Source organism: Cellulosilyticum ruminicola JCM 14822 (assembly GCF_001311925.1).
In the GTDB taxonomy this organism is placed as follows: Bacteria; Bacillota; Clostridia; order Lachnospirales; family Cellulosilyticaceae; genus Cellulosilyticum; species Cellulosilyticum ruminicola.
In genome coordinates, this window is record NZ_BBCG01000041.1 from 1 (window position 1) to 24,948 (window position 24,948).

At 34.8% G+C, this 24,948-nt stretch carries 30 protein-coding genes and 1 pseudogene; 1 reads left to right on the top strand and 30 read right to left on the bottom strand.

The genetic code is table 11. The features are described from left to right. The 8 genes from JCM14822_RS21250 to JCM14822_RS12665 form a co-directional block, all read right to left on the bottom strand. Positions 1 to 220 (bottom strand): transposase (locus JCM14822_RS21250; protein ID WP_242861506.1); only part of this gene is annotated, 220 nt, incomplete at its 3' end. A 234-nt stretch (positions 221 to 454) separates the two neighbouring features. Next, complete coding sequence (gene serS, locus JCM14822_RS12640) at positions 455 to 1,747, bottom strand: serine--tRNA ligase (RefSeq protein WP_054742744.1); 1,293 nt, start codon at positions 1,745 to 1,747, stop codon at positions 455 to 457. 482 nt (positions 1,748 to 2,229) lie between these two features. Then, positions 2,230 to 2,370, bottom strand: a complete 141-nt coding sequence (locus JCM14822_RS20990; protein ID WP_172674821.1) for a hypothetical protein — start codon at positions 2,368 to 2,370, stop codon at positions 2,230 to 2,232. Between the two features lie 68 nt (positions 2,371 to 2,438). Then, on the bottom strand, positions 2,439 to 3,458 hold the full coding sequence (gene queG / locus JCM14822_RS12645) for a tRNA epoxyqueuosine(34) reductase QueG (RefSeq protein ID WP_054742745.1): 1,020 nt from the start codon (positions 3,456 to 3,458) through the stop codon (positions 2,439 to 2,441). A 49-nt stretch (positions 3,459 to 3,507) separates the two neighbouring features. Beyond that, complete coding sequence (locus tag JCM14822_RS12650) at positions 3,508 to 4,257, bottom strand: TraB/GumN family protein (RefSeq protein WP_083461439.1); 750 nt, start codon at positions 4,255 to 4,257, stop codon at positions 3,508 to 3,510. 8 nt (positions 4,258 to 4,265) lie between these two features. After that, positions 4,266 to 4,610 (bottom strand): TraB/GumN family protein, encoded by a 345-nt coding sequence (locus JCM14822_RS22645; RefSeq protein WP_054742747.1) that lies wholly within the window; start codon positions 4,608 to 4,610, stop codon positions 4,266 to 4,268. A gap of 48 nt (positions 4,611 to 4,658) precedes the next feature. After that, positions 4,659 to 5,003 (bottom strand): hypothetical protein, encoded by a 345-nt coding sequence (locus JCM14822_RS12660; protein ID WP_054742748.1) that lies wholly within the window; start codon positions 5,001 to 5,003, stop codon positions 4,659 to 4,661. 190 nt (positions 5,004 to 5,193) lie between these two features. After that, positions 5,194 to 5,427, bottom strand: coding sequence for a hypothetical protein (locus tag JCM14822_RS12665; RefSeq protein ID WP_054742749.1), 234 nt, complete (start codon positions 5,425 to 5,427; stop codon positions 5,194 to 5,196). Between the two features lie 213 nt (positions 5,428 to 5,640). Between JCM14822_RS12665 and JCM14822_RS12670 the strand changes: the two genes are divergently transcribed. Continuing rightward, positions 5,641 to 6,996 carry a GH1 family beta-glucosidase gene (locus JCM14822_RS12670; RefSeq protein ID WP_054742750.1) on the top strand — a complete coding sequence of 452 codons (1,356 nt, stop codon included), beginning with the start codon at positions 5,641 to 5,643 and terminating at the stop codon, positions 6,994 to 6,996. A gap of 129 nt (positions 6,997 to 7,125) precedes the next feature. On the opposite strand, the gene JCM14822_RS12675 is transcribed toward JCM14822_RS12670, so the two are convergent. From JCM14822_RS12675 to JCM14822_RS12775, 22 genes and pseudogenes are all read right to left on the bottom strand, one after another. Further along, positions 7,126 to 7,410, bottom strand: a complete 285-nt coding sequence (locus JCM14822_RS12675; RefSeq protein ID WP_054742751.1) for a DUF2325 domain-containing protein — start codon at positions 7,408 to 7,410, stop codon at positions 7,126 to 7,128. A gap of 161 nt (positions 7,411 to 7,571) precedes the next feature. Beyond that, complete coding sequence (locus tag JCM14822_RS12680) at positions 7,572 to 8,414, bottom strand: creatininase family protein (protein WP_054742752.1); 843 nt, start codon at positions 8,412 to 8,414, stop codon at positions 7,572 to 7,574. Between the two features lie 130 nt (positions 8,415 to 8,544). Beyond that, positions 8,545 to 8,763 (bottom strand): SH3 domain-containing protein, encoded by a 219-nt coding sequence (locus JCM14822_RS12685; protein WP_054742753.1) that lies wholly within the window; start codon positions 8,761 to 8,763, stop codon positions 8,545 to 8,547. A gap of 125 nt (positions 8,764 to 8,888) precedes the next feature. Beyond that, positions 8,889 to 10,148, bottom strand: coding sequence for a branched-chain amino acid transport system II carrier protein (gene brnQ, locus JCM14822_RS12690; protein WP_054742754.1), 1,260 nt, complete (start codon positions 10,146 to 10,148; stop codon positions 8,889 to 8,891). Positions 10,149 to 10,265: 117 nt separating this feature from the next. Then, a pseudogene (map, locus tag JCM14822_RS12695) lies at positions 10,266 to 11,089 on the bottom strand (type I methionyl aminopeptidase). Between the two features lie 131 nt (positions 11,090 to 11,220). Then, positions 11,221 to 11,421, bottom strand: a complete 201-nt coding sequence (locus JCM14822_RS20360; RefSeq protein WP_157047749.1) for a hypothetical protein — start codon at positions 11,419 to 11,421, stop codon at positions 11,221 to 11,223. 71 nt (positions 11,422 to 11,492) lie between these two features. Then, a complete protein-coding gene (locus JCM14822_RS12700) occupies positions 11,493 to 11,798 on the bottom strand; it encodes a hypothetical protein (protein WP_054742755.1) in 306 nt (101 codons plus the stop codon). A gap of 13 nt (positions 11,799 to 11,811) precedes the next feature. After that, positions 11,812 to 12,108 carry a hypothetical protein gene (locus tag JCM14822_RS12705; RefSeq protein WP_054742756.1) on the bottom strand — a complete coding sequence of 99 codons (297 nt, stop codon included), beginning with the start codon at positions 12,106 to 12,108 and terminating at the stop codon, positions 11,812 to 11,814. 11 nt (positions 12,109 to 12,119) lie between these two features. Next, on the bottom strand, positions 12,120 to 12,446 hold the full coding sequence (locus JCM14822_RS12710; RefSeq protein ID WP_054742757.1) for a hypothetical protein: 327 nt from the start codon (positions 12,444 to 12,446) through the stop codon (positions 12,120 to 12,122). 12 nt (positions 12,447 to 12,458) lie between these two features. Then, positions 12,459 to 12,779 carry a hypothetical protein gene (locus tag JCM14822_RS12715; RefSeq protein WP_054742758.1) on the bottom strand — a complete coding sequence of 107 codons (321 nt, stop codon included), beginning with the start codon at positions 12,777 to 12,779 and terminating at the stop codon, positions 12,459 to 12,461. Further along, positions 12,779 to 13,138 (bottom strand): hypothetical protein, encoded by a 360-nt coding sequence (locus JCM14822_RS12720; RefSeq protein ID WP_054742759.1) that lies wholly within the window; start codon positions 13,136 to 13,138, stop codon positions 12,779 to 12,781. The genes JCM14822_RS12715 and JCM14822_RS12720 overlap by 1 nt, the downstream gene beginning before the upstream one ends. A 99-nt stretch (positions 13,139 to 13,237) precedes the next feature. Next, positions 13,238 to 13,579 carry a hypothetical protein gene (locus JCM14822_RS12725; RefSeq protein WP_054742760.1) on the bottom strand — a complete coding sequence of 114 codons (342 nt, stop codon included), beginning with the start codon at positions 13,577 to 13,579 and terminating at the stop codon, positions 13,238 to 13,240. A gap of 107 nt (positions 13,580 to 13,686) precedes the next feature. Then, the gene (locus tag JCM14822_RS12730) at positions 13,687 to 14,022 is read right to left on the bottom strand and encodes a hypothetical protein (RefSeq protein WP_054742761.1); all 336 of its coding nucleotides are present in this window, start codon (positions 14,020 to 14,022) and stop codon (positions 13,687 to 13,689) included. Then, positions 14,015 to 14,353 carry a hypothetical protein gene (locus JCM14822_RS12735; RefSeq protein WP_054742762.1) on the bottom strand — a complete coding sequence of 113 codons (339 nt, stop codon included), beginning with the start codon at positions 14,351 to 14,353 and terminating at the stop codon, positions 14,015 to 14,017. Before JCM14822_RS12735 ends, JCM14822_RS12730 begins: the two co-directional genes overlap by 8 nt. A gap of 57 nt (positions 14,354 to 14,410) precedes the next feature. Continuing rightward, entirely contained in the window at positions 14,411 to 15,298 is an 888-nt protein-coding gene (locus JCM14822_RS12740) for a DegV family protein (protein ID WP_054742763.1), read from the bottom strand. Between the two features lie 288 nt (positions 15,299 to 15,586). Continuing rightward, positions 15,587 to 16,612 carry an ABC transporter permease subunit gene (locus JCM14822_RS12745; RefSeq protein WP_054742764.1) on the bottom strand — a complete coding sequence of 342 codons (1,026 nt, stop codon included), beginning with the start codon at positions 16,610 to 16,612 and terminating at the stop codon, positions 15,587 to 15,589. After that, positions 16,605 to 17,654 carry an ABC transporter permease gene (locus JCM14822_RS12750; protein WP_334291651.1) on the bottom strand — a complete coding sequence of 350 codons (1,050 nt, stop codon included), beginning with the start codon at positions 17,652 to 17,654 and terminating at the stop codon, positions 16,605 to 16,607. The genes JCM14822_RS12745 and JCM14822_RS12750 overlap by 8 nt, the downstream gene beginning before the upstream one ends. A 1-nt stretch (position 17,655) precedes the next feature. Next, a complete protein-coding gene (locus JCM14822_RS12755; protein ID WP_054742766.1) occupies positions 17,656 to 19,185 on the bottom strand; it encodes a sugar ABC transporter ATP-binding protein in 1,530 nt (509 codons plus the stop codon). A 100-nt stretch (positions 19,186 to 19,285) separates the two neighbouring features. Next, complete coding sequence (locus JCM14822_RS12760; protein ID WP_054742767.1) at positions 19,286 to 20,332, bottom strand: ABC transporter substrate-binding protein; 1,047 nt, start codon at positions 20,330 to 20,332, stop codon at positions 19,286 to 19,288. 191 nt (positions 20,333 to 20,523) lie between these two features. After that, the gene (locus tag JCM14822_RS12765; protein WP_054742768.1) at positions 20,524 to 21,987 is read right to left on the bottom strand and encodes a sensor histidine kinase; all 1,464 of its coding nucleotides are present in this window, start codon (positions 21,985 to 21,987) and stop codon (positions 20,524 to 20,526) included. Between the two features lie 11 nt (positions 21,988 to 21,998). After that, positions 21,999 to 23,618, bottom strand: a complete 1,620-nt coding sequence (locus JCM14822_RS12770; RefSeq protein ID WP_054742769.1) for a response regulator transcription factor — start codon at positions 23,616 to 23,618, stop codon at positions 21,999 to 22,001. A 308-nt stretch (positions 23,619 to 23,926) separates the two neighbouring features. Continuing rightward, positions 23,927 to 24,934, bottom strand: a complete 1,008-nt coding sequence (locus JCM14822_RS12775) for an ABC transporter substrate-binding protein (protein ID WP_054742770.1) — start codon at positions 24,932 to 24,934, stop codon at positions 23,927 to 23,929. Between the last annotated feature and the right edge of the window lie 14 nt (positions 24,935 to 24,948).

Here is a 24,948-nt window from a genome sequence, read left to right on the forward strand (position 1 = left end):
TTGCACTAGGAGTTTTAGAAATATATTCAAAACCCAAAGAACGCTTAAATATAGGATCAGATTTCAACCGATGAACGAGAGCTTTAATGGTTGGAATATGTTCTACTTGCACAGCAATAAGCGCCATAAGAAGTTGCTTTTTAGAATAGCCTTTAGAACCTCGTCTTGAAAAAGATTCAGGGTATATTTCAAGAAAAAATGTAAAATCAATAAAAGTCAATATAGCCTCAAGTTTAGTAAGAGATTTAAAAATTTACTCCTTTCGATGTGGATTATTTGCTTAAAATGTATATTGAATCGGGGTAGGCTGTTTTTTATATGCAATATAAACATTGTAAAATCAAGGGATAAAAATTATGAAATTATCTCATTTATAAACTTATATAAGCAAAAAAGCGCCGTGAAATTATAAATAATTTCACGGCACTTTTTAATTGCGCTAATAGCTTACTTATTATTTAGCTTGTGGTACAATAACTTCTTTGCCACCCATATATGGTCTAAGGGCTACTGGAATGTTTACTGAACCATCTACATTTAAGTTGTTTTCAAGGAAAGCAATAAGCATTCTTGGTGGTGCAACTACTGTATTGTTTAATGTATGTGCAAAATATTTTTGTCCACCTTCACCATTTACACGAATTTTAAGACGACGTGCTTGTGCATCGCCTAAGTTAGAACAACTACCAACTTCGAAATATTTCTTTTGTCTTGGAGACCAAGCTTCTACGTCAATAGATTTTACTTTAAGGTCAGCAAGGTCACCTGAACAACATTCGAGTGTTCTTACTGGAATATCTAATGAACGGAATAAATCAACTGTGTTTTGCCATAATTGATCAAACCATTTTTTGCTATCTTCTGGTTTACAAACAACAATCATTTCTTGTTTTTCGAATTGGTGAATACGGTAAACACCTCTTTCTTCAATACCATGAGCACCTTTTTCTTTTCTAAAACATGGAGAGTAGCTTGTAAGTGTATGTGGAAGTGAAGCTTCTGGAAGAATTGTATCAATAAATTTACCAATCATTGAGTGTTCACTTGTACCGATAAGGTATAAGTCTTCACCTTCAATTTTGTACATCATAGCTTCCATTTCATCGAAGCTCATTACACCAGTAACTACGTTGCTACGAATCATATATGGTGGAATACAGTATGTGAATCCACGATCAATCATAAAATCTCTTGCATAAGAAATAACTGCTGAATGAAGTCTAGCGATTTCACCCATTAAGTAGTAGAAACCATTACCTGCTACTTTTCTAGCACTATCAAGATCTAAACCATTGAAAGCTTCCATAATTTCTGCATGATATGGGATTTCGTATTCTGGTATAACTGGCTCACCATATTTTTGAACTTCTACGTTTTCGCTATCATCTTTACCGATTGGTACACTTGGATCAATGATGTTTGGAATTGTCATCATGATTTTTCTAATTTTTTCATCAAGGTCTGCTTCTTTTTGTGAAAGTGCTTCAAGACGTTCAGATTCAGCTGTTACTTGTTTTTTAACTTCTTCAGCTTCTTCTCTTTTACCTTGTGCCATAAGTGCACCGATTTGTTTAGAGATTCTATTTCTATCAGCTCTTAAACTTTCAGCTTCTTGTTTAACTTTTCTGTGTTCTTCATCTAAAGCGATTACTTCATCTACTAATGGAAGTTTTCTGTCTTGGAATTTGTTTTTAATATTTTGTTTTACAATTTCTGGATTTTCTCTTAAAAATTTTAAATCTAACATGATTTTCCTCCTAATATTTTATAAACATCTCTATAGTAATAACATATTACATAGTTTATAGCTTTTGCTACAAAAAAAGTCTCTTCGACCCATAAATATATAATAACTTATATACTTATGGGACGAAGAGACTCCGTGTTGCCACCCAAATTGCTAGTTAGACGCCCTACAGCTTAATATACTCAATTTTTGAGAACATCAAACTGTGGTCAGTCCTAATGTACTAACCACTTCATTAGTAGGATAAAGGCTACTACCCTTCCGATTCATCACCGACAGCTCCAAAAGTGGAAAGATTTAACCTTTCACCGATTTACACCAACCATCGGCTCTCTGAAGAAATTTATAAATCGTAGCTTTTGTCAAACGCCTATTTGCAATATGCTATTTTCATTTATTCTATTATATTGTGTTTTACGTTAATACACAAGTAAAATTTTATTAATTTTTTTCATCTATCTCGATGACTACAAGGACAAATACTATGCATTAAATAATGCCAATTTCTCTTTAGGTAAACTTCTATAATAAGCATCAAAATGTGTTTCTTTACAGAAATAACCGATTTTATGCGCATAGGCCTTTCCCTCAATAGGTGTATGACAATATAAACATTTTTTCATGGGCATGCCTCATCTTCTCTTAGTCCTTTCTAATACCTTTAATATCTCCTCTTGTCATTATTTTAAGACTAGTTTGCATTATTTTGCCTACTTTCTTCTAAACGTGTAATGTATTCATTAATATAAGGCGAATCTCCTTTATACTTCGTAATCTCTTCGCCTTCATGGGCTAGGTGAATAATAGCATTACGTCTAATTACATTTTTACCACGCCAGCCACATGATGTTTGATTAATTTTTTCTTTGAAATATTTATTATCCATAGCCGCATAAACCTGAACAGGTTCTTGCATATACGCTAGGTTTTCAAAGTCTTGCAGCACATTTTTTTGAATCTTATCCCCTTCATTATATGGACACTTTAGCTGACAAAAATCACAACCAAAAATATTGCCTTTTAGCAAACTCATTTCCTGATTTGTAATGTCTTTTTTCTGAGTAATATAGGATAAACATATATTAGGATTACATCTATTTTTATTAATCGCTTTAGTTGGACACTCTCCTATACATCGATTACATGCTCCACAATGAGCATAGTTTCCTACTTCTTCAAAGCTGCCCATATCTTCACAATCTATTTCAAGATCTGTAATAATTTCTCCTAGAAATACATAAGAGCCATATTGCTTTGTAATGAGCATATTATTACGACCTATAAATCCTACACCTGCTAAAGAAGCAATATAACGCTCTGGTAAAGTATTACTATCTACTAAGCTTATACCTTTGCCGCCTAATGTACTGATATATTCACAAATTTGTTCTAAATACTTTTTCACGATGCGGTGATAGTCTCCACGTTTAGTATAAACTGAAAAACCATTATTATTATACGCCGCTTCCTCTACATTTTCATCTTCATGAAAATATGGGAAAGCTATAGAAATAATCGTCTTTCCTTCTGGCATATAATGACTCGGGTTAATACGCTTTTCTATTTCCTTTTCTTCAAACTCATTTTGAAGGCCTAAGTGCTGTCTTGTTTCATAAAAGTCTTTTAGCTCTTCAAATCTCCTACACTTAATAAAACCTACACATTCTAAACCAATGGATTTACAAAAATCCTGTATTTGCTTTTTTAACATATTACCTCACTATTTCAATTTTATATTTTCTATAGCTATGCTTTTTTTGCTATAGCTTATTACCATCATTGCCATTCATATTATACACTAAACAAAAAGGATATAAAAAGCTTTTGCTCTTTATATCCTTTTTATGATTATAACCTACAGGCTTATTTATTTGATTTGTTCTACTGCATAGCCTTTTCTTAAGATTAGCAATGACCCCATCTGAGCCTACATAGTGCCCAGAACCTACAACGATGAAATATGTTTTACCCTCATTCCCCTCTAAGATTTTTTCAATTTTTTCTGTCATCTCAGCATCTCTTACTATTAGCAACTTATTATTATATTCATCTAACAAAGCTTGTTCTTCTTTGGTTACTTCTGGGTGAGCTTCTTTTTTAGGATAACTCTTCTCAAATTTCTCTAATTCACCATCTTGCCAGTATTTTAACCACTCACCAAACATATCAATGCCTTCATTGCTTGTTTTCTCATCTAAAAGTAATTCTGTTGCTTCCTCTAAATTAAATGCTTGTAACTCTGGTGAAAAACTATCAAACATATCTGTTTGATACTTATAACTTTCTAATTCATAAATAGGTTTATCATTAATAAGTGCACTTGTTAAAAAATAATTATCAATACCTAAAATTGCTGCACGTTGCTGCTCTTCCTCAGTACTAGATTGTGATAACGCTGTTGTCGTAAGGAGATTGGTTAAATACCATGGTTTATAAGATGCGATATCTTCTTTTGACATACCGATTTTCTTTGAAACCTCTACAGCCTTTTTATATAAATCTGTCGAAATATGTTCTTTTAATTACTACCATCTGAATAACATGCAATATCCGTAAAATATTTATTTCCCTCTGTATTATGGAGATTAAGCTCTACACCCAAAATATCTGAATCTTTATAGGCATCTACTATATTATGATTAAAAGGATAGACACCATAATCTGCAATATGTATAGACCCTAACATATAAACTGTATTATTACCTTTTTGCACCTTCCATAATAATCCTTTAGTCCCTGCATTTAACCCTGTATAAAATGCCTTAATAATACGAGTCCCAAATACTGCTGCTTCTTCTAAACTGCAAATTTGATCTAAGCCAAGTACTTTACCTGTTCCCATAACAATTTGTTGCTCACGCATATAAGTAAGAGCATCATCCCCTAAACTTACATCACTTGGGTAAGTATATTAGCTTAGCACTTTATAAATACTTTCTAAAACTTCTCCTCTTGTTACAACATCTGTACCATATGCCAATTCATCAGGATTCTCTTTCATTTTAACACCATGAATGGCTTCTATCTTCTTACCAATTGCCTCGCAGTATGTTTGAAGCGTTTTGCCATCCATCTTAGTCTGCATGTCATCATACCAAGTAATTGAATAAATACCATATTTTTCACCATCCATTAAAATTGGTGTTGCCCATTTATGCCATGTCATTTCTTGTGCCATAGCTGGCATATAACTTGCTAATAAACTTCCTGCCATAATTGCTAATATGATTCTTTTTCTATATGATTTAAATTGCATCTTTATCTTCCTCTTTGTTAAATTTATTCCAAAGCCAAAGCCATTATAGACTATTTCAAATAATTTTACTATTGCAATCCCCTTATATTACAAAATTGTAATATAAGCATCCTAACAACTTATTACCTCATTATTTTATTTGAAATAAAAAACTGCCTAAAACGATAAGGCAGCTTCTCCTAAATAAGATTTATTTCATTAAACCTTTTGCTCTTAAATAATCACCAAGTTTTTTCTTTTCTGTATGCACGAATGTTTCATTATAGTCTTTTGTAGAATATTTAATAAGGCCACATTCACGTGCGCCACGTAGTGCTTCTCTTACTTCATCACGAGAAACACCTGTACGTTTTGAAATTTGCACCATACTCTCACATCCAAAGTAAAATGCTTTAAGTACTTTTATTGTTTGATTTGTATCCATTGCTATATCCTTTCAAATGTTGGTCTATTTATTATTTTAACCCAAAAAAACTAAAATAAAAAGCCTCTTATTCAGATTTAATACCTATCTCTATATAAGGCTTAAATATTTATTTTTACAATTTTATATTTTATTTTATATTATTATTTATTATTTTAATTTATTATGTTAATATTAGAATATATTATTTTTTAATTAGAAAGGATGAAACAAATGTCTTTTAACAAGAATTTTGTGTGGGGCGCAGCTACTGCTTCGTTCCAAATTGAAGGAGCTGCTTATGAGGATCATAAAGGACTTAATATATGGGATACTTTTTGCCGTGAAGAAGGTAAAGTATACGGTGGTCATAATGGAGATGTAGCTTGCGACCATTATCACCGCATGGAAGAAGATGTAAAACTTATGGCTGAGCTGGGCCTTAAAGCTTATCGTTTCTCTGTAAGCTGGGCTCGTATTTTACCTGAAGGTACAGGTGAAGTCTGCCAAGCTGGGCTTGATTTCTACAATCGCCTTATTGATACTTTACTTGAATATGGGATTACACCTTATATGACACTTTATCATTGGGATCTACCTTATGCACTTCACAAAAAAGGTGGCTGGCTTAATGATGAAAGCGTCCAATGGTTTGCAGAGTTTGCAGCTATTATTTCTAAAAACTATTCAGACCGTGTAAAACACTTTATTACCTTTAATGAACCACAAGTTTTCGTAGGCTGTGGCTATAAAATGGGGGAACATGCACCAGGCTATAAACTTTGTGATTTTGAACTGCTTCAAATTGGACATAACGTTTTAAAAGCCCATGGTGCTGCTACTAAAGCGTTACGTGAAAATGCCCCAACATCTATTGAAGTAGGTATCGTTGTGGCCACTTGCCCTAGTATTCCAGTAACTGAAAATGCAGCAGACATTAAGGCTGCTTATGCTGCTTACAACCGTGCTAATTTAGACAATTATATCTTTACAGATCCTTACTGGCTTGACCCTATTGTTTTTGGGCATTATCCAGAAGAAGTCATGAAAACTTGTGGTCACCTCATGCCAAAAATCACAGAAGAAGATATGGCACTTATTCAGGGGCCACTTGATTTCATTGGCACAAACATTTACCGTGGCCGTTATATCAAAGCCGATATAAATGGTAACCCTGAGTACATGGGTATTAAAGTTGGTATGCCTCGTACAGCTATTGGCTGGGAAATTACACCTGAAGCCCTTTATTGGGGGGCCAAAGAAAGTTCAGACCGTTATCACTTACCTTATTACATTACTGAAAATGGTATGTCCGCTCATGATGTGGTTTCTTTAGATGGCAAAGTCCATGATCCAAACCGCATTGATTATCTTAACCGTTATTTAAAAGGACTTAAACGCGCCGCAAGTGAAGGCGTTGATGTAAGAGGCTACTTCACTTGGTCTTTCTTAGATAACTTCGAATGGGCAAAAGGTTATGCGGACCGTTTCGGACTTGTATATGTGGATTATGAAACACAAAAACGTACTGTTAAAGATTCTGCTTATTGGTATCAAACTGTCATTGCATCAAATGGTGAAAACCTTTAATCCTTGTTTATATCACTTTATATTCAAAGCTTTTTATTACATAAATCCTATCACACACAAAGAGGTGCTGCCCAGTTGTTGCAACACCTCTTTTTTCACGACCTAAACATTATTCTTCTATACTATTATTTATTTGCCTATAACGGATTCTAATATATCACATAAGGCATTTTTACTACTTGTATGAGACCTTACAATAGTTGTATGACTTTTTTCCGCTTCTGCTACCGCACATCTTACCATTTTATGTGAAACCGTATTTGTAAATAATACAATCAAATCCGGACTTCCTATTTGCTTATCAAAATTCCCTGGCATTTGAGTAAAAATCTTTGCCTTACATTTATAACTTTTGCAAACTGCTTTATATTGACATACCATGCGGTCATGTCCCCCAATAATAACAACACTCATTTTATCTACTCCTTATTTATTGATTTTAACTTATATTTTTGATAACGTTTATCACTTTCCTAATTTTAGTTTAATTTTATTGATAATAATTGTCAATATATTTTATTGTATAATCTATAGAAAAAAGCTGTTGCATTTTACTGCAATCAGCTTTTTTGTTTTCATTCTATGTATGCTTTATTATAGAAATCATAAAGTTCTTTGGCTAATACTTTATTACATTCCTCCAGATGCACTTTAATAAATTGACTATTTGCTGGGTCTCCAGCATGTCCGTCCGGAATCACCTGTGTATTCTCTACCTTTCCAGATAGCCATCTTTTAATTCCTTCTTCTTGAAGATTAGTTGCCTTTAATGTTTTGGCAATTTCCATATTCGTCAGCTCTGGAAAATAATCTTTCATCTCCGCTGTTTCAAAGGCTCCTGCATGTATATCAAAATTGTCTTTTAAATCGGTCTTAATCTCAAATAACTTTTCAAAAGGATAAGTTTTAGTGACAAAAATATACGCCTCATCCCCTTTAAACCCCTGCCACTCTAAATCCTCTTCATAAACTTGCCATCTTGCCTTAAGTTCATGTGTCACATTATATGCCTTAAAAGTTTCCACAATGGGTCTTCTATGGGCCTCATCCCCATGGGCATTAATAGCAATGACCTTTTTAAATCCAGCTGTTTCAAGGTTCATTAAGATATCTTCTATCATTAACTTAATCGTTTGGGCACGCATATTAAAAGATCCTGGGAAATTCTTTGTAACCACTTCCATAGCCCCCCAATAAAAAGGCGGTGCAATGACACAAGGCATGCCTAATCTTGTAAGTTCTTCTGCAATTTGCTCTGCTTCCTTGGTGGCAATATAAATATCCGTTCCTAAAGGCAAATGACGGCTATGTTCTTCTATCACCCCTAATGGCAAGATTACCAATGCATCCTTCTTAGCTAATGCATCAATTTCAGGCCAAGTCATTTCTACCATTGTATTTTTTAAAATATTAGACATTACTTCTCCCCCTATTCTTTTCCTACAGTTATTAAAATCATTCTAATATTTTAACCAATTTAATTCAATATAATCTTAATAAAAAAGATGTTATCGAATAACTTTATCCTGATAACATCTCTCATTTTTATTATGCGTTTACTTTAGCTGGTAAACCTTCATAAAGATAAACAACTAAGAAACCATTTGTAAAATAGTACTCACCAAATTCATCTTTCTCCACTTTACCTTCTAACCATTCTTGATCATCTTCTTCAAAAATGATAATTGATTCTCCACCTTTAAAACAAGTTGCTTCATCTAATGCAAAGAATCCTTCTTCATTTCTTAAAAGCATGCCTTCTTTCATGATTCTTCTCCTTATATTGCTACCTAAAATTAAGTCTTTGGACTAAGTCATCAGACTAAACCCAAAGACTTTATACTCTTTTAATATAACAAATATTGCTAAGTTTTGCCATGCTTTATAATATCTTATTTGCCTCTTATTAATTTTGCAATTATATAAGCTGCAACGGCTGGTATCAGCCAGCCAAAACCAAAGTTACTAAATAGCAAGAAACCTAAAATATTATTACCCATCAGTTTGCTGCCTTCTTCTAAGAGCACCACAATGAGTGTCACATAAACTGGCAAGCGGTAAAAAATAGGCCTTGGTGATTTTTCAATTAAGCTGATGATTACAAATACAATAATCAGTGGATATAAAATATTCAGCGCTGGTCCTGTAATTCCAATAATACGGTCTACACCCATAGAAGCAATAAAAATACTGATTAAACAAGTAACTGTCGCTGCAATAGGATAAAGCTTCTTATTATTAAATAAATCAGAGAAATAAGTAGCGGTGGTCATCGTAAGTCCTATAGAAGTTGTTAAGCAGGCAATGGTCACAGCAATCGCTAATAAAACGCTACCCCAAGATCCTAGTATTCGTGTAGCAAGCATAGTAATAAGCTGTGTCTTTTCCATATCACCTGCAATATGGCCTGTATGTGTCCCTAAATACATTAAGCCACCATAAATAATCCCAAGTCCTATAACAGCCACTAAGGATGATTTTAATGTGACACCAATAATCTCATCTCTGTTTTCATAACCTCTTGTACGAATGCTGCTGACAATAATATTTCCAAAGCAAACCGCACCTAAAGCATCCATAGTTTGATAACCTTCAATCATAGCCGTTGTAAATACTCTTGGCATGCGATTATTAGTAATACGTCCAATAGGTACTAAAATCCCTTTAATAATTAAGATTAATAAAATCACCAATAAAACAGGGGTTAAAAATCGTCCAATTAAATCCACAATCGCACTTGGCCTTAAAACTAACGCTAAGTTAACCGCAAAATATATAATAATCACAATCAGTGAATTTAAGTTTGGTAAGAAAGGTCTAATACCTATTTCATAAGTTGTCGCTGCTGTTCTTGGAATGGCTAAAAAAGGTCCTAAGCTTAGAATTAAAACGGTCATTAAAATCACAGAAAAAAACTTGCCCACCTGATGGGTAATATGACTAAACTCACCTTCTGCCTTAGCCGTTGCCATAATGCTCAGCAGTGGCAAACCAATCCCTGTAATCATAAAACCTATAAGCCCTTGCCAATAATCTGTTCCAATCATTCGTCCTAAATAAGATGGAAAGATTAAATTCCCTGAGCCAAAAAACATGGCAAGGAGAGCAAAGCCTATAATCCATATATCTTTTGTTTCACGCTTCTCTTTCATGATAAACTCCTTAACATTCTTTTTCCTTAGAATGTCCAATTCAGCATTTTTCATGTATCAGCATGTATGATTCACCTATGCGTTTATGGATTATATATGCCTATTTTCTGTCTTATATTAGTAAGCAAGAATCTCATAGCCATCTTCTGTAACTGCTACAGTATATTCCCACTGTGCTGACGGCTTACCATCCCTTGTATAAATGGTCCAGCCGTTTTGACGATCCATTTTAATATGACTGCCTCCCATATTTACCATAGGTTCAATAGTAAACACCATCCTGGTACCATAATCATCCCTGTATCCCTTTTGGACACATAACTTACAAATGGGTCTTCATGCATATCCAGTCCTACACCATGCCCTCCAATATTTCTTACAACTGAAAAGCCTTGACTCATGACATATTCATGAATAGCTGCACCCATATTACCAATCGGCTCCCAAGGTTTCACCTCTTTAAGGCCTACTTGTAAACTTTCCTTGACTACTTCTACTAAACGTTTTGTTTCAGGCTCTACTTCGCCCAAACAAATCATTCTTGAAGAATCAGAGAAATACCCATTATAAATGGTTGTAATATCTACATTGACAATGTCCCCTGCTTTTAAAATATCCTTTTCTGAAGGAATCCCATGACAAATCTGATCATTGATAGATGTACAGCTACTTTTAGGAAAACCTTGGTAGTTAAGTGTTCCTGGAATGCCACCAAACTCTTTCGTCTTTTGATACACCATTTGGTCAATATCTTCTGTAGACATGTCAATTTCCACATGACTGACCACATAATCAAGTACAGCAATATTTATCTTACCACTTTCTCGAATGCCCTCTATTTGTCCCTTTGTTTTAATAATCTTTTTACTTGGCACAATATAGCCACGTCTTTTAAAATTTTTTATTTTTTCATCAAATTCTTTTTGATTTAATTCAGTCACTTTAACACCCTCTTTATATCTATTTCATTTTATATTTAATATACTCCTTTTTTAGACATAAAAAAGGAGATTGGCTCATAATAGTTCATCTCCTTCCTTTATATAATGCGCTTTGAGTATCATTTAGAATTCTACACCTTTTTCACTGTTATTGGCAAATCTATAATCTCACCTGATAAAATCCCTTGTTTTTCTTCATAATAAATGTGTAAAAATGGTTTCATTTCCCCACACTCATAATTTGCCCCTGCATATTGTTCATACCTATGTGGCGTTTGGCCAAATAACATCATTCCTCTGTTTTCAAAATTTAACGTAGACCATGCTTTCACAATATTCGTTACATCTATTGTAGTATAAGCTGCCCTAAGACTAGTGATACATTCTCTTGCGAAGGCAAAGCTTATCTGTGGTGGACTATAACTATAGGTATAAGGCTTACGTAATCGTTAGTTGGTATCACAACAATACGCTGCGGCCTATTTTTTCGGCGTCTTACTTGTTTATTTGAACTTTGATTGGGAATCTTATATAATACCAGTTCAGCTTTATAAATTTCGCTTATATATGCAAACTGCAGGTTAAAATAGAGATAGCTCCAATATTTATTTTCACCGATCTCACCTATAGGCAAAATAGGTTCACTCTTTAAATCACATTGGGTTGAAAAAGCAATACTACGCATACACGCTATATCTATAAAATTCATAGTCTACCTCCTATCATTTACTCATACATGTGGCATAAGCATAAGCCTTCACACAATTCATATCTTCAATATTGCCCATGACAAATACTCGCTTTACAAGCTGCTGCTCACCTTTTTCTTCGTAAACTTCGGCATATTCATATCTTTGAACTTCTTCTTGGGTAACTTCTAAGATGATTTTAATGAGTAAATTATATTTAGATAATAGCTTTTGATATTGACTTAAATCTACTGTAATTTCTAAATTAGTAGTTGTTTGTACATTATGCACATCCTTTGAAGTAGGTATTAATGTCACCTCTACTGTCATAGCCTTCCTCCTTACGCTTCACAATAATAAACATTAGCAGATGTCTTAATGATATTGACAATATCAGGCTTTCCTCTAAAACAAACAGTGCCTTCAAAGGGCAATATTCGTTCCCCACTTTCTATGATAATTTGATTTTCATTTAACATTTGTGCCACTTTAATAGGCTCACTTTCTAAAGCTACTTCAATTGTAACTTCTGCTAAAATAGAACTGTCTGTCTTAATGGCTATATCATTTGGCAGCACTACTCTTAAGTCTACCCCCATAATAATGATATCTACGCATTCTGCCATGGTAACTACTTGAGCTATGACTTCTATTGGTCTAGTGATCACATTCCTCCCCCCTTAATTGACTGCTTCTAGAAAAGCAATCTCTGCATTCATTTCTACTTTACTTAATTCAATAGGTCCAATCATATACACATTGCCTACGATGACCTCTCCTTCATCGTCTACTTCATTAGCATTAAAGATATGGGTATAATGATAGGTATATCCCTTATGAATAGCTGTAATCTTAACAATAAAAGGTCTTAGATTACCCTCAGATATGACTTCTCTGACATTCAATATAACCATCAGTGCTTCAACGTCTTGATCAATGCCTTTATTTTGCTTATAAAGCGTTACATCTCTTACATATTCCTTTTTAAATAATTCGTCCATTAATCCTCCTCCCCTGCTGGAAATAGTTTATACTGCCATACTTCACTTCTGCCCTGCATCGCTTGGCTCCGATCATATACACCACCAAAATAGGCATATTGCAAAACCTTTTGATCTTGGATATCCATTACTTTAAAGCTATCATCTAACATCATGCTAGCTATTTGACTGAGATTGCCCACTAAAACAGGGATTTGTACATAAGTATAAATCTCTATATAATTTGTCTCACTTTGTTTAATCCCTTCCCAAATGTTGCTAAGATCTACTTCAACTTCTAAGTTATAAGGCACTATCTCTGGAGCAACCCAGGTATTTTCCCCAGTTAATTTAATTTTTACAACAGGTATTTCGCTCATTTTCTTCTCCTTAAAATTTCCTATTATTAATATATGTTATAAATAAAAAAACGCCCCTAAAGTTTAAGACTTTAGGGGCGTTTCCTTTATAAGATTTTATTATGCTGATGCTTCTGTTGCATTTATTGCAAAAGCTGTTGGAGTAGCAATTGTAAGTGTTGATGCATCTTTTAATGTACCTAAATCATAGGATACATTAATGCCTGTTGTTGCATCAATACTACTTGATGCTGTTTGTGAAACTGTTAAAAACTTGGTTGCTGCTTCTCCTGAGCCTTCTTGAATCGAAAAGTTAAGTTGAAGATAACAATTTCCTGTTCCAAAAGTAATTGCTTTACTGCTTGCTGCTTTTACATTAAATAAAATTGCTCCTACCATACCATCTGTGCCCATTTGAACCGCCGTTGCTGTTACTTGTACTGGTACTCCACCATATGCCATACTAACCACCCTTTCAATATATATAGATTTTTTTGTCCAAGCTTCTTAACTTGTACACTACATTATATTCAAACTAGTCTCCCAAGTTCCTATCTTGTATTATTTTCCTAAATAATGTCATAATATAATGTATGGACCTGAGCTTCCATTTGCTCTTGGCGACTTATATCTATCTTTTCTGCAACGGTGATTTTAAAAGTAACTTTTTGATCTTGAATTTTGCTTACTTCAAAGCTGTTACCTATTTCATATTGCATCCATTTGCCTTCACCTGCTATAGTAATAGGCAGCTTAACAAACACTCGGATATAAGTATTAGTATATTTGCTTAAGCTTTCCCATATAGGTGAAAGCTCTACAATCACAGTAACTTCACTGACTTGATTCACATTTTGCAATGTAATCTTATCACGACTTATGGCAAACCGTTCAATACTAGCCATTTGCGGTCTCCTGCCCAGAAGGCATTTCATTATACGCTAGTATTTCAATCTTGCCGACAATAGGTGGCACAATCCCTTTTGTAAAAGGCAGTGTAATTTGCACTTTTTGTCCTTGAATTTGTGCCACTTTAATGGTACGATTTAAGTCGGTCTGCGTTTTTACTAATGTTTCATTTTGAAGGGTAATTTCTAAGACAATCTGCATATAAAGAGTGGTGTAATCTTTTATGATCTCCCATACCTTACTTAAATCTACATTGACAATAACCTCATCCCCTTCAGGATTTAATTCTGTCAAATTTTCTTCTCTTACATAAATTGTAATATCCATAATGTGCCTTCTTTTACATTATCTCTTCTTTATTGTATGAAGATAACTTAAGAAATGTTATGCGCTTCTTTCATCTCCCATGAAAAACAGCGCTACAGTCCCCGGTCCTGTATGTGCCCCTATAACAGTCCCTATATTATTAATACTGATTTTTCCTTTGAGCTGTGGTAATTTTTCTACTACTAAATCTGCCACCTTTTTGGCATCCTCTAAGCAATCAGAATGACAAATGGCACATTTACCTGTATAATTTTCCCCATTTTCTACATGAGTTAACATAGTTTGAACGATCTCTTCAATGGCTTTACGTTTCGTTCTTATTTTCTTACGTAGGATTAGACGACCTTCATTATCCATATTCATAAGCGGACAAATGGACAAAATCCCCCCAACAATTGCTGCGGCACTGGAGATTCTACCCCCACGTTTATAACTGGTTAAATCTGTAGAAAAGAACCAATGATGTATTTTTAGCTTATTATTTTGCACCCAATCATAAAGTTCGGCTAAAGATTTACCCTCTGCCTTTAAATCTGCTAAATATTCCATTAAAAGCCCATAACCAGAAGACGCCCCTAAAGAATCCACTATGACAATCTTGCGGTTTGGATACTGCTCTAGTAGTTGTTCTTTGGCGATATTGGCACTATTATAAGTCCCTGAGATACCCGAAGATAAGCTTACATGTAAGATATCTTTGCCCTCTTTTAAAAAGGGGTCAAAAAAGTGTATAAAATCATCCACATTGACCTGAGAAGTCAGTGGCATTTCCCCTTCATGCATAGCTTTATAAAAATCTGCTGAAGTAATAGTCTCCCCTAAGTCGTCTAAATACTCTTTTCCCTTGAAATTTAAATGAAAGCAAACATACGGTATATTCCTTTGTTCAAAAAACTCTTTTTCACGATCTGCTGTAGAGCAGCAGGTTAATATATACTCTTCCATTGTTTTACCTCCCCTATTTTAATATCTTTCATTATTTTCTTGCTTAAGCACAATGCTTTTCATTCCTATTTACTATATGCCCATATAAAGCAAGTTTCAATCAAAACATGTCGAGAAGATTAGAGAAGTTTAAATAGTTACTAGTATAGTAGTACATAAAATTAGGGTTACCGCCCAACTAAATCTAATTGATTCATTTAGCCATAACCCTTTTATTATTTATATGCCGTATAATCAATACTATAAATTTGTCAAATGCTACACTTACTATTAAAGTAATTCAATTTACTAAGCTGCTTTTTTAGCTTTAAGTTTAGCGAAAATACTTTGAAAGATAATAAAGAAGCAAAGTAATGCAGCGATGGCAATCTTTGTCCACCATGAAGATAATGTGCCTTGGAAAGTAATGATGGATTCAATGGTTCCTTTAATAAGTACACCAAATAAACTACCGATCACATTTCCTACCCCACCTGTTAATAAAGTTCCGCCAATAACAGCTGAAGCAATGGCATCCATTTCAAATCCTCTGGCTTGTTCTACGAAGCCACCACAAGAGTTTAAGCAGAATACAAATCCGCCAAGGGCTGCTAAAAAACCATTTAAAACATATACTTTAAGCTTTGTACGCTTCACATTCAGTCCCATCAAAAGAGCTGATTGTTCATTGCCCCCTACGGCATATACGGCACGGCCAAAGGCTGTGAATTTTAAAACAATAAATATAATGACTAACACCACAATGGCAATGATGACGCTTGGGTAAATATAAGGATAAACTAAATGTCCCTTTTTATTCATTGTGCCTAGTATTGGTAAGTAAATCTTGGCATTGGCCATTTTAAGAAAAGATTCATTGGTAATGCTAATCATTTCTGTACTGACCATAGCTGTTAAACCTCTTGCAAAAAACATTCCCGCTAAAGTTACAATGAAAGGCTGAATTTTAAAATAAGCCACTAAAATACCTTGTACAAGGCCAAATAAAGTACCTATTAAAAGGACGATAATAATACTGGCTGTAGCACTCATGCCCTTTTTCTCCATCATCCAAGCTAGAAGCATACAAGTGAACCCAATGACTGAACCAATAGAAATATCAATACCCCCAGTAATGAGGACCATAGTCATCCCTACAGCTGTAACAATAAGACCTGCATTATTGATAAATAAGTTAAAGAATACTTGAGGTTTCCCAAAGTTCTTTTCCCCAAAGACCGCTATCCCTACAATGTATAAAGCAATAAATAAGACAATTGTAATCATCAATAAGAAGTTATTTCCTTGTAATTTATCTTTAAGCTTCTTAACCATTATGCCACCATCCTTCTTGTTTACTGCTGGCTCTTTTGGCTTTTACTGTATTAAACATACGTTTAAGTTCTGGTGATTGTAAAACAACAATAATGACAACAACGATAGCTTTATAAACTGGTAATTGATCCGCTGTAACTTTCATGGCATAAAGTGAAGTTGTCAGTGCCTGAATTGTAATAGCACCAATTACGCTACCTGCTACAGAGAATTTCCCACCACTTAAACTATTACCCCCTAATGCAACGGCTAAGATCGCATCTAACTCGATATTAAGTCCCGCATTATTGGCATCAATAGAATAAATACGTGACGTAATAATCAGTCCTGCAATACCTGCACATAATCCACAGAAAGCATAAGTTAAAAATTGAATGAGTGTGGCATTTAATCCTACAAGTTTACCCGCCTTAGCGTTAATCCCAACGGTTTGAATATATAAGCCTAGAGCTGTTTTTCTTAAAACAAAGGTTGTAATCACTACCACTAAGATAGCAACAAAAATAGGTGTTGGTAATGGTACATGAGGTAAGAATGAACCTAAACGTTTAAAAGAATCAACTTTTACATAAAGAATATTGCCACCTGTTACAAGTTGGGCCATGCCTCGTCCGGCTGTAAAGAGAATTAAAGTGGCAACCATAGGTTGAATCTTCATCTTCGCCACTAAGAAACCATTCCAAGCCCCGCAAAGTGTGCCAATCAATACGGCTAATAACATCCCTGCAAGATACGGCATGCGGTAAGTTTCTCCTGTGCCTAAAGCATAGACGCAGATGGCACCAGCGAAAGCACTGACTGCGCCTACGGAGATATCCGTTCCACCAGAAGATGCTACAACTAAAGTCATGCCTACAGCTAAAATAATGAGTTCACTAGAACGGTTTAAAACATCAATTAAATAACCATATAATACTCCATTATTAATACTAATTTGAAAAAAGCTTGGTGTTTTAATGAGGTTAAATAATAATACAACTCCTAAACAGACTAATGGCCAAAATAAGTGATAACCTGTTACCTTTTTCATGGTTTCTTTCATATTATGCATGTTCGTCACCTCCTGCAATTGCTTTCATAATATTTTCTTGACTAATATCTGCTTCTTCGATTTCTCCTACTTTAACCCCATCTCTTAAGATTGCCATACGGCTGCAAGTACGTACCATTTCTTCAATTTCAGAAGAGATAAACATGACAGACATGCCTTCTCCAGCTAATTTCACCACGAGCTTTTGAATTTCTGTTTTAGTACCTACGTCGATTCCCCTTGTTGGCTCATCTAAGATTAAGAATTCTGGGTGGGTTAAAAGCCATCTACCTAAAATAACTTTTTGTTGATTCCCACCACTTAATTGTTTAATCGGTGTTTCCATATCTGCTGTTTTGATTTGTAAAATCTTAATATATTCTTCTGTGAATTTCTCTTGATCTTCTTTGCTAATCAACTTAAACATGCCACGTTTCGCTTGAAGGGCAATGATTAAGTTTTCCCTTACAGATAAGTCAGCAATAATCCCTTCATCTTTACGGTTTTCAGGACAAAAAGCCATACCTGCTTTCATGGCATCAATTGGTGCTTTCACACTCTGTTTCTTGCCACCTACAGTTAATGTCCCTTCATCCACTCTTTCTGCGCCATATAAAGTGCGTGCAAGTTCTGAACGTCCTGAGCCTAAAAGGCCTGAGAGGCCTATCACTTCACCTTTATGTATTGCTAAGTCAAATGGTTTAATCTTCCCAAGCGAAGCTAACTTTTCGGCTTTTAATAGTACTTCTTGTTTTTTACTTTGTTTACCTTCTTCCACTGGTTTCTTAATACTTGCTAGATCATCAAAATCTTTCCCCATCATTTTGGCAACTAATTGTACTCTAGGTAATTTTTCTACTTCATATTCCCCAACTAATGTACCATTTCTAAGGACTGTAATACGATCACATACTTTATAGACCTGCTCTAAGAAGTGAGTTACAAAAATAATACCAATGCCTTTTTTCTTTAAAGCCAGCATGACATCAAATAACTTTTCTACTTCTGATTCGTCTAAACTAGCCGTTGGCTCATCTAAGATTAAAACTTTGGCTGAAATATCTACAGCTCTTGCAATGGCTACCATTTGCTGAATAGCTACTGAATAATTTTCTAAAGCCTTTGTCACATCGACTTCAATATTTAAATCCTGCAAAACTTTTTTGGCACGGGCATTCATTGTACGCCAGTCAATCCCCCCTAATTTACGTGGTGCACGGCCAATAAATATATTTTCAGCTACTGTTAAATTAGGACATAAGTTAACTTCTTGATACACGGTGCTAATGCCATTAACTTGGGCTTCTTGCGGTGATCGGTTGACAATACATTTGTCATTACCTGCAATATGTATATCTCCTGTTTCAAATTCTTCTACACCTGTTAAAACCTTAATTAAAGTTGATTTCCCTGCACCATTTTCTCCCATTAAAGCATGAATCTCACCTTTTCTTAAAGTAAAGTCTACATGTGAAAGGGCTTTGACACCTGGGAAGTTTTTGCTAATGTCACGCATGGTTAGAACGATTTCTTCTGATTTCATTAAACCACCTACTCTCTCTCCTATTTTAAAAAGGTGTGACATAGAACCAATGATTGGCCTAGATTCACACCTTTTGCATTGCTATTTATTCAAGAAGTTTTTAATATGCACGACTTGGTAATGTTTCTGCAGCTGTATCAGCTGGGTAAACGCCTTCTTCTACATATTGGATTTTTTCAACTTCTTCGCCGTTCATAATTTTCTTAGCAAGTTCAGCAACGCGAGGACCGTGTAATGGGTTACATTCTACTGAAACATTCATATCCCCTGCAATCATAGAGTCAAATGCAGCTTTTACAGCGTCAAATGAAACAATGACTACATCTTCACCAGGATCTTTGCCAACTGCTTTAAGGGCATCAATTGCACCAAATGCCATATTATCATTTTGAGCAATTAAAATATCGATGTCTTCACCAGATTTTAAGAAAGATTCCATAACTTCTTGACCTTTAGCTTGTGTGAATTCACCTGTTTGTTCTGCTACAATTTTGTAGTTACTGTGTTTCTCAAGTTCATCTCTTACACCTTTTGTACGGCCAATCTCAGCTGAAGAACCAATTGTTCCTTGAAGTACAGCCACATTTAAATCTTCCTCACCTCTGCCAAGTCCATCCATATATTTTGTAAGCCAATCGACAGCATTAATACCTTCTTGATAGAAGTCTGAACCTACCCAGCATGTATAAAGTGAGTCATCAGATACATCTAATTGTCTATCTACTACAATTACTGGGATTTCTGCATCTTTAGCTTCCCCAAGTACTGTTTCCCATCCTGTTTCTGTAACTGGTGCAATAACAATGACATCTACTTCTTGAGAAATGAAGTCACGTACTGCTTTAATTTGATTTTCTTGTTTTTGTTGGGCATCTGCAAAGATGAGTTCAAATCCATTGGCTTCAGATAAACTTTCTTTCATAGATTGTGTATTGGCTACACGCCAGTCAGATTCTGCCCCAACTTGTGAGAAACCAACTGTAATTAAATCCCCATCTCCGCCTGCTGATGTGGTTTCTTCAGCAGCTGCTGTATCTCCTTCTGGAGCATTTGTATTTGTAGCTGCCGGCTGACCGCCACCACAGCCTACCATTAACATACTTACCATAGCCATTGATAATAAAGCACCTAAGAATTTTTTACCCATATTATTTCCCCCTTAAATATGTGTTTGTTATTACCTATTTAATATGGTTTTATTATAACTTTACTATCTTCTAACGCATACAGAATAACTTCGAACTTAGTTCATTAATTTATCTTCTTTCACCCTTTGCACTTGCCTATTTTATAAAAAGTTTGTTTTCTTTTTTTTAAGTGTGTTTTTTTTGGATAAACTTAAACTATATGGGTATCTGCTAAAGGAAGATGAATAGTTACCTGTGTGCCTACCCCATAAGTACTTTCTATACTTAAACCATACTCCTTACCATAGTTTAAACGAATCCGTTCATTCACATTAGCTAGACCAAAACCACCTTCAGCGTCTTTTAAAAAGCCTTGGGCTAAGCGTTTTTTCACTTTTCCTAACTCTTCTTGTGTCATCCCTCTACCTGTATCACTTACTTTTAATAACAGCTCTTCTTCTGCGTAAAATGCTGTCACATAAATCTCACTCATACCGCGCTTTTGCTTTACTCCATGATACAAAGCATTTTCTACTAGGGGCTGTAAAATCAGTTTCAGCAAACGATATTCCCCTAATTCTTCTGGTAAGTCAATGGTATAAGTCATTCGATCCGCATAACGAAATTTCTGAATTTGTAAGTAACTGCGAATATGCTTGGCTTCTTCTTTTAAAGAAATATATTCCCTGCCCTTACTTAAACCTATACGGAAAAAGTCTGAAAGGGCTGCCACAATCTCTACCACTTCTTCACTTTTGCCGTCTTCCGCCATCCATATGATTGTATCTAATGTATTGTATAAGAAGTGGGGATTAATCTGAGCTTGCAAAAGCTGTAATTCTACCTTTCGCAAATTTTGTTGTTCCTTCTTGATATTTACTACTAGCTCATCGATTTTCCCAACCATGGTATTAAAACTTTTTTCTAAAGCAGCGACTTCATCACCACCTTTAACTTGCTGCGTCGTAAAGTCGCCATCCCCTACTTCTTTAGTACGCTTACATAAATATTGCAACGGCCTTGTAATACTATTAGAAACTACACTTACCAACAGCCATGTAACGACTACAATGCCTAAGAAAATAACCATACTGACATTGATAAGAGTATTCGTCTGCTGCTTAACCCTTTGCCCCAAACGCTGTAATTCTAAGGCTTCATAATAAACATATTGGGTGATTTCATCACTAATGAGCCCTGTAATCACATATACATCATGCCCTAGAATCTCTATATTTTCATCATAGTGTCCTGTTGTCTTACAATTTGTCTCAATAACACGAATGCGGGATTCTAATAATTCCAGATTCTTTTGGGCTCTTTCTATTTGCTCCTTATTATACTGAAGGCTTGTCCCTTCTTTTAAGCTCTTAAAGCTTGCATAAGTTTTCTTTAAAACTTCATTAATACCGCTATCCTCAAACTTTAAAGAGCCGCTAACAATGCGGTACATACTATAATCTACTTCTTCTTTGAAATGCATATCAAAGTCATTAGCCTTATTAATCCCTGCCACAATAGGCATATATGCATCTGTATAGGTGCGAAACTTCACAAAAATCCAAAGCATCAAACACACCATAGGCAGTAAACTCATTAATATAAAAAGCTTTAATTTTCTTCTGAGCGGCATATCCAAATATTTTTTTCTAATATGAGTTCCTAAATTTTTCATCCCTATACCCCTTAAATCTCTTTATGATTGCGATATTCCTTAGGTGTACAATTTTGTGTCTTCTTAAATAAATAACTAAAATAATGGGGATCTTTATATCCAATAGCAAAGCCTATTTCAAAACTTTTCATATTGGAACAACGCAGTAATTCCTTAGCCTTTTCCATACGAATCTGGGTTAAATAAGAAATAAAAGTCTGCCCCACCTCTTGACTAAAAATACTACTAAAATGACTTGGACTAATGCCTACATGTTCTGCCACACTATTAAGTGAAATATCTTCTTCATTATAATGTGCCATCATATAGGCTTTTGCTTCTTCAATTAAAGTATCATAACGATTCATAGCCATTTGATCCCGCATAACAAAGACACAATTTAAAACCTTCTCCAAATAAATGCTGGCACTTTCAGGGGTCGCAATTTGCTTATGTATATTTTTAAGATCACCACATACACCTACCAAAGCATCTGACTGAGCTCCTAATCCTTCTATAAAATTAATGGCGCTTAAATAAATATCCATGGCCATATATTCGCGGAATAAAATAGAGACATTTCCCCCACAACCTTCTAAATACTTATGTACAAAATCAGGAATTCCACTAGCCACTCCATTTTTGAAAAAATCTATAACAACTTTTTTATCAAACTGGCTCACATCCACTTCTTTAATACTCATCTGTTCCTCTTGAGGCATAATGCGATAATCTCCTAAAGCCTTATAATAAATCACCTTTTCATTTTGCATTAAATAACGATAAGCCAAGGCCTTATTTGCCGCTTCAAAAGACTTGGCGATCTCACTTACCCTTTTCACCTGCTGACCTATGCCAATATAATAATGCTGGATTTCCACTTGTTCAAAAAGTGTTTGTAGCATACTAATCACTTTTTGTTCCATAAGGGCCGCTTCTTCCGTCATTCCCTTCACAATAAAGGCAAGTCCTTCTACTTCCCGATTAAAAAACAGCACATCTTTTTCTGACTCACACCACTTACTAATGGATTCTTCCAAAACTTTATTGAGCTGCTCATATTCCTGTAAATTTTTAGCCTCCAAGATTACTTTAGCTAAAATTAGATTATAGTTGCTCCCTATTAAATCCATATCCAAAGCTTTAAACTTCTCAAAAAGCTCCTGGACATTGAGCGTACAGGTAGTTAACTCATTAAATAATATATTTCTTTGTTTTCGCGCTTCTTTCAAGGCATAATCACTATCTTTATGAAGTTGAGATACTTGTACACGTTCCTTTTCAATATTGCTCATCACATTTTTTAAAGAAGCAATCATTTGTTTCGGTGTAATAGGCTTTAATAAGTAATCTGTAATCCCAATATTAATAGCTTCCTTGGCATATTCAAATTCATCATAACCACTTAAAATAATAATTTTGATATCCGGTCTTTCTTGTTTAACAAGTTTGCTCAGTGCTAAACCATCCATAAAAGGCATCTTAATATCCGTGATAATAATGTCTGGCTGTAACTTCAAAATCATAGGATAAGCCAGTTCGCCATCTTCGGCTTCTCCTACTAAACAAAGCTCATTTTCTTCCCATGGTATATTACGTTTCATACGTTCTCTTAATGCAAATTCATCTTCCACCAAAAATACCTTATACATTTTTGCCTCCTTATTTATCTAGTTTTATATTTTCCCCTAATGTTTAATTGCCTTTTGAACTTATTGAATATAATATTTTCTAAAACATTTTATATTATAATACATTTTATACAAATAAACACCATGTAATTTTAGTATTTTAAAACAATTTCCTATATTTTTGAGTAATTATTTAATTTCTTTTCCCTTTATCTCCCTACTAAAGTGTCCAAAACATTAACTGAGGTAATGGTGTTTTAGTGGATACCTGTGTATCCGTTAAGCCACCACTGCCTCATCTAACTTATTTTGCACATCCACTTAATTATTTATTTTATAGCTTTTTCTGCAAAACTTGTTTCTACTATAACGCCATAAGGTGGCCTATTTGTAAGCTCACCTGCCATCTCCATAACATCCATCAAATGGGTTAAGCTCTCTTCTTTAAGTAGTGGCGTTTCACACCAAGTATCATTATCTTTATAGCGCTGAATAACTGTAATTAAATCTGCTTTATTAATTTCTTTAAATTGTGGTGCAATGATTTCTGCGATTTCCTCTGCACTATGGGTTGCTACATACTGCTCCCCTTTATAAATTGCATTCGTAAACTGCTGAATGACTTGTGGATTTTCTGTCATATAGCTGCCTAATGCCGAATAAGTCGTATAAGGAATTTCTCCTGAAATCTGCCCCATAGAAATCACAATATAACCATCACCAGATTGCTCCACTTGGGTAGCCGTTGGCTCAAATAAAGTCACAAAGTCCCCTTCGCCGCCTGTAAAAGCACCGCCCATAGCTGCAAATTGAATATCTGTGCGTACATTGACTTCACCATTGGCTGTATTTTCACCTAAAGTTAATCCCTGTGTTTTTAGCACATATTCTAGGATCATTTCAGGCATGCCACCTTTACGTCCACCAATAATCGTTTTCCCCTTTAAGTCCTCGAAGCTAAAGTTGGGACTTTCTGTGCGGCTTAATAAAAAGTTACCATCTCTTTTAGTAACTTGTGCAAAATTAATGGCAAAGTCTTTGCTAGCTTGATTATAAACATAAATCGTAGCTTCTGGTCCCATAAAACCAACCTGCGCTTCATTTGATAACAAAGCTGCCATGGTCTTATCTGCACCCTGAGTTAAAAGTAAATCCACATCTAATCCTTCCTCTTCAAAGAATCCAACCTCAATGGCCACATATTGTGGTGCATAAAAAACAGAATGGGTCACTTCAGCAATGGTGACTTTCTTCAAACCATCTTCACTACATCCACTGAGTAAAACTGTCAAAGCTAGGGGTATGATTAGAAGTAAACCAAGTAACTTACTTTTCATAGTAACCACCTCTT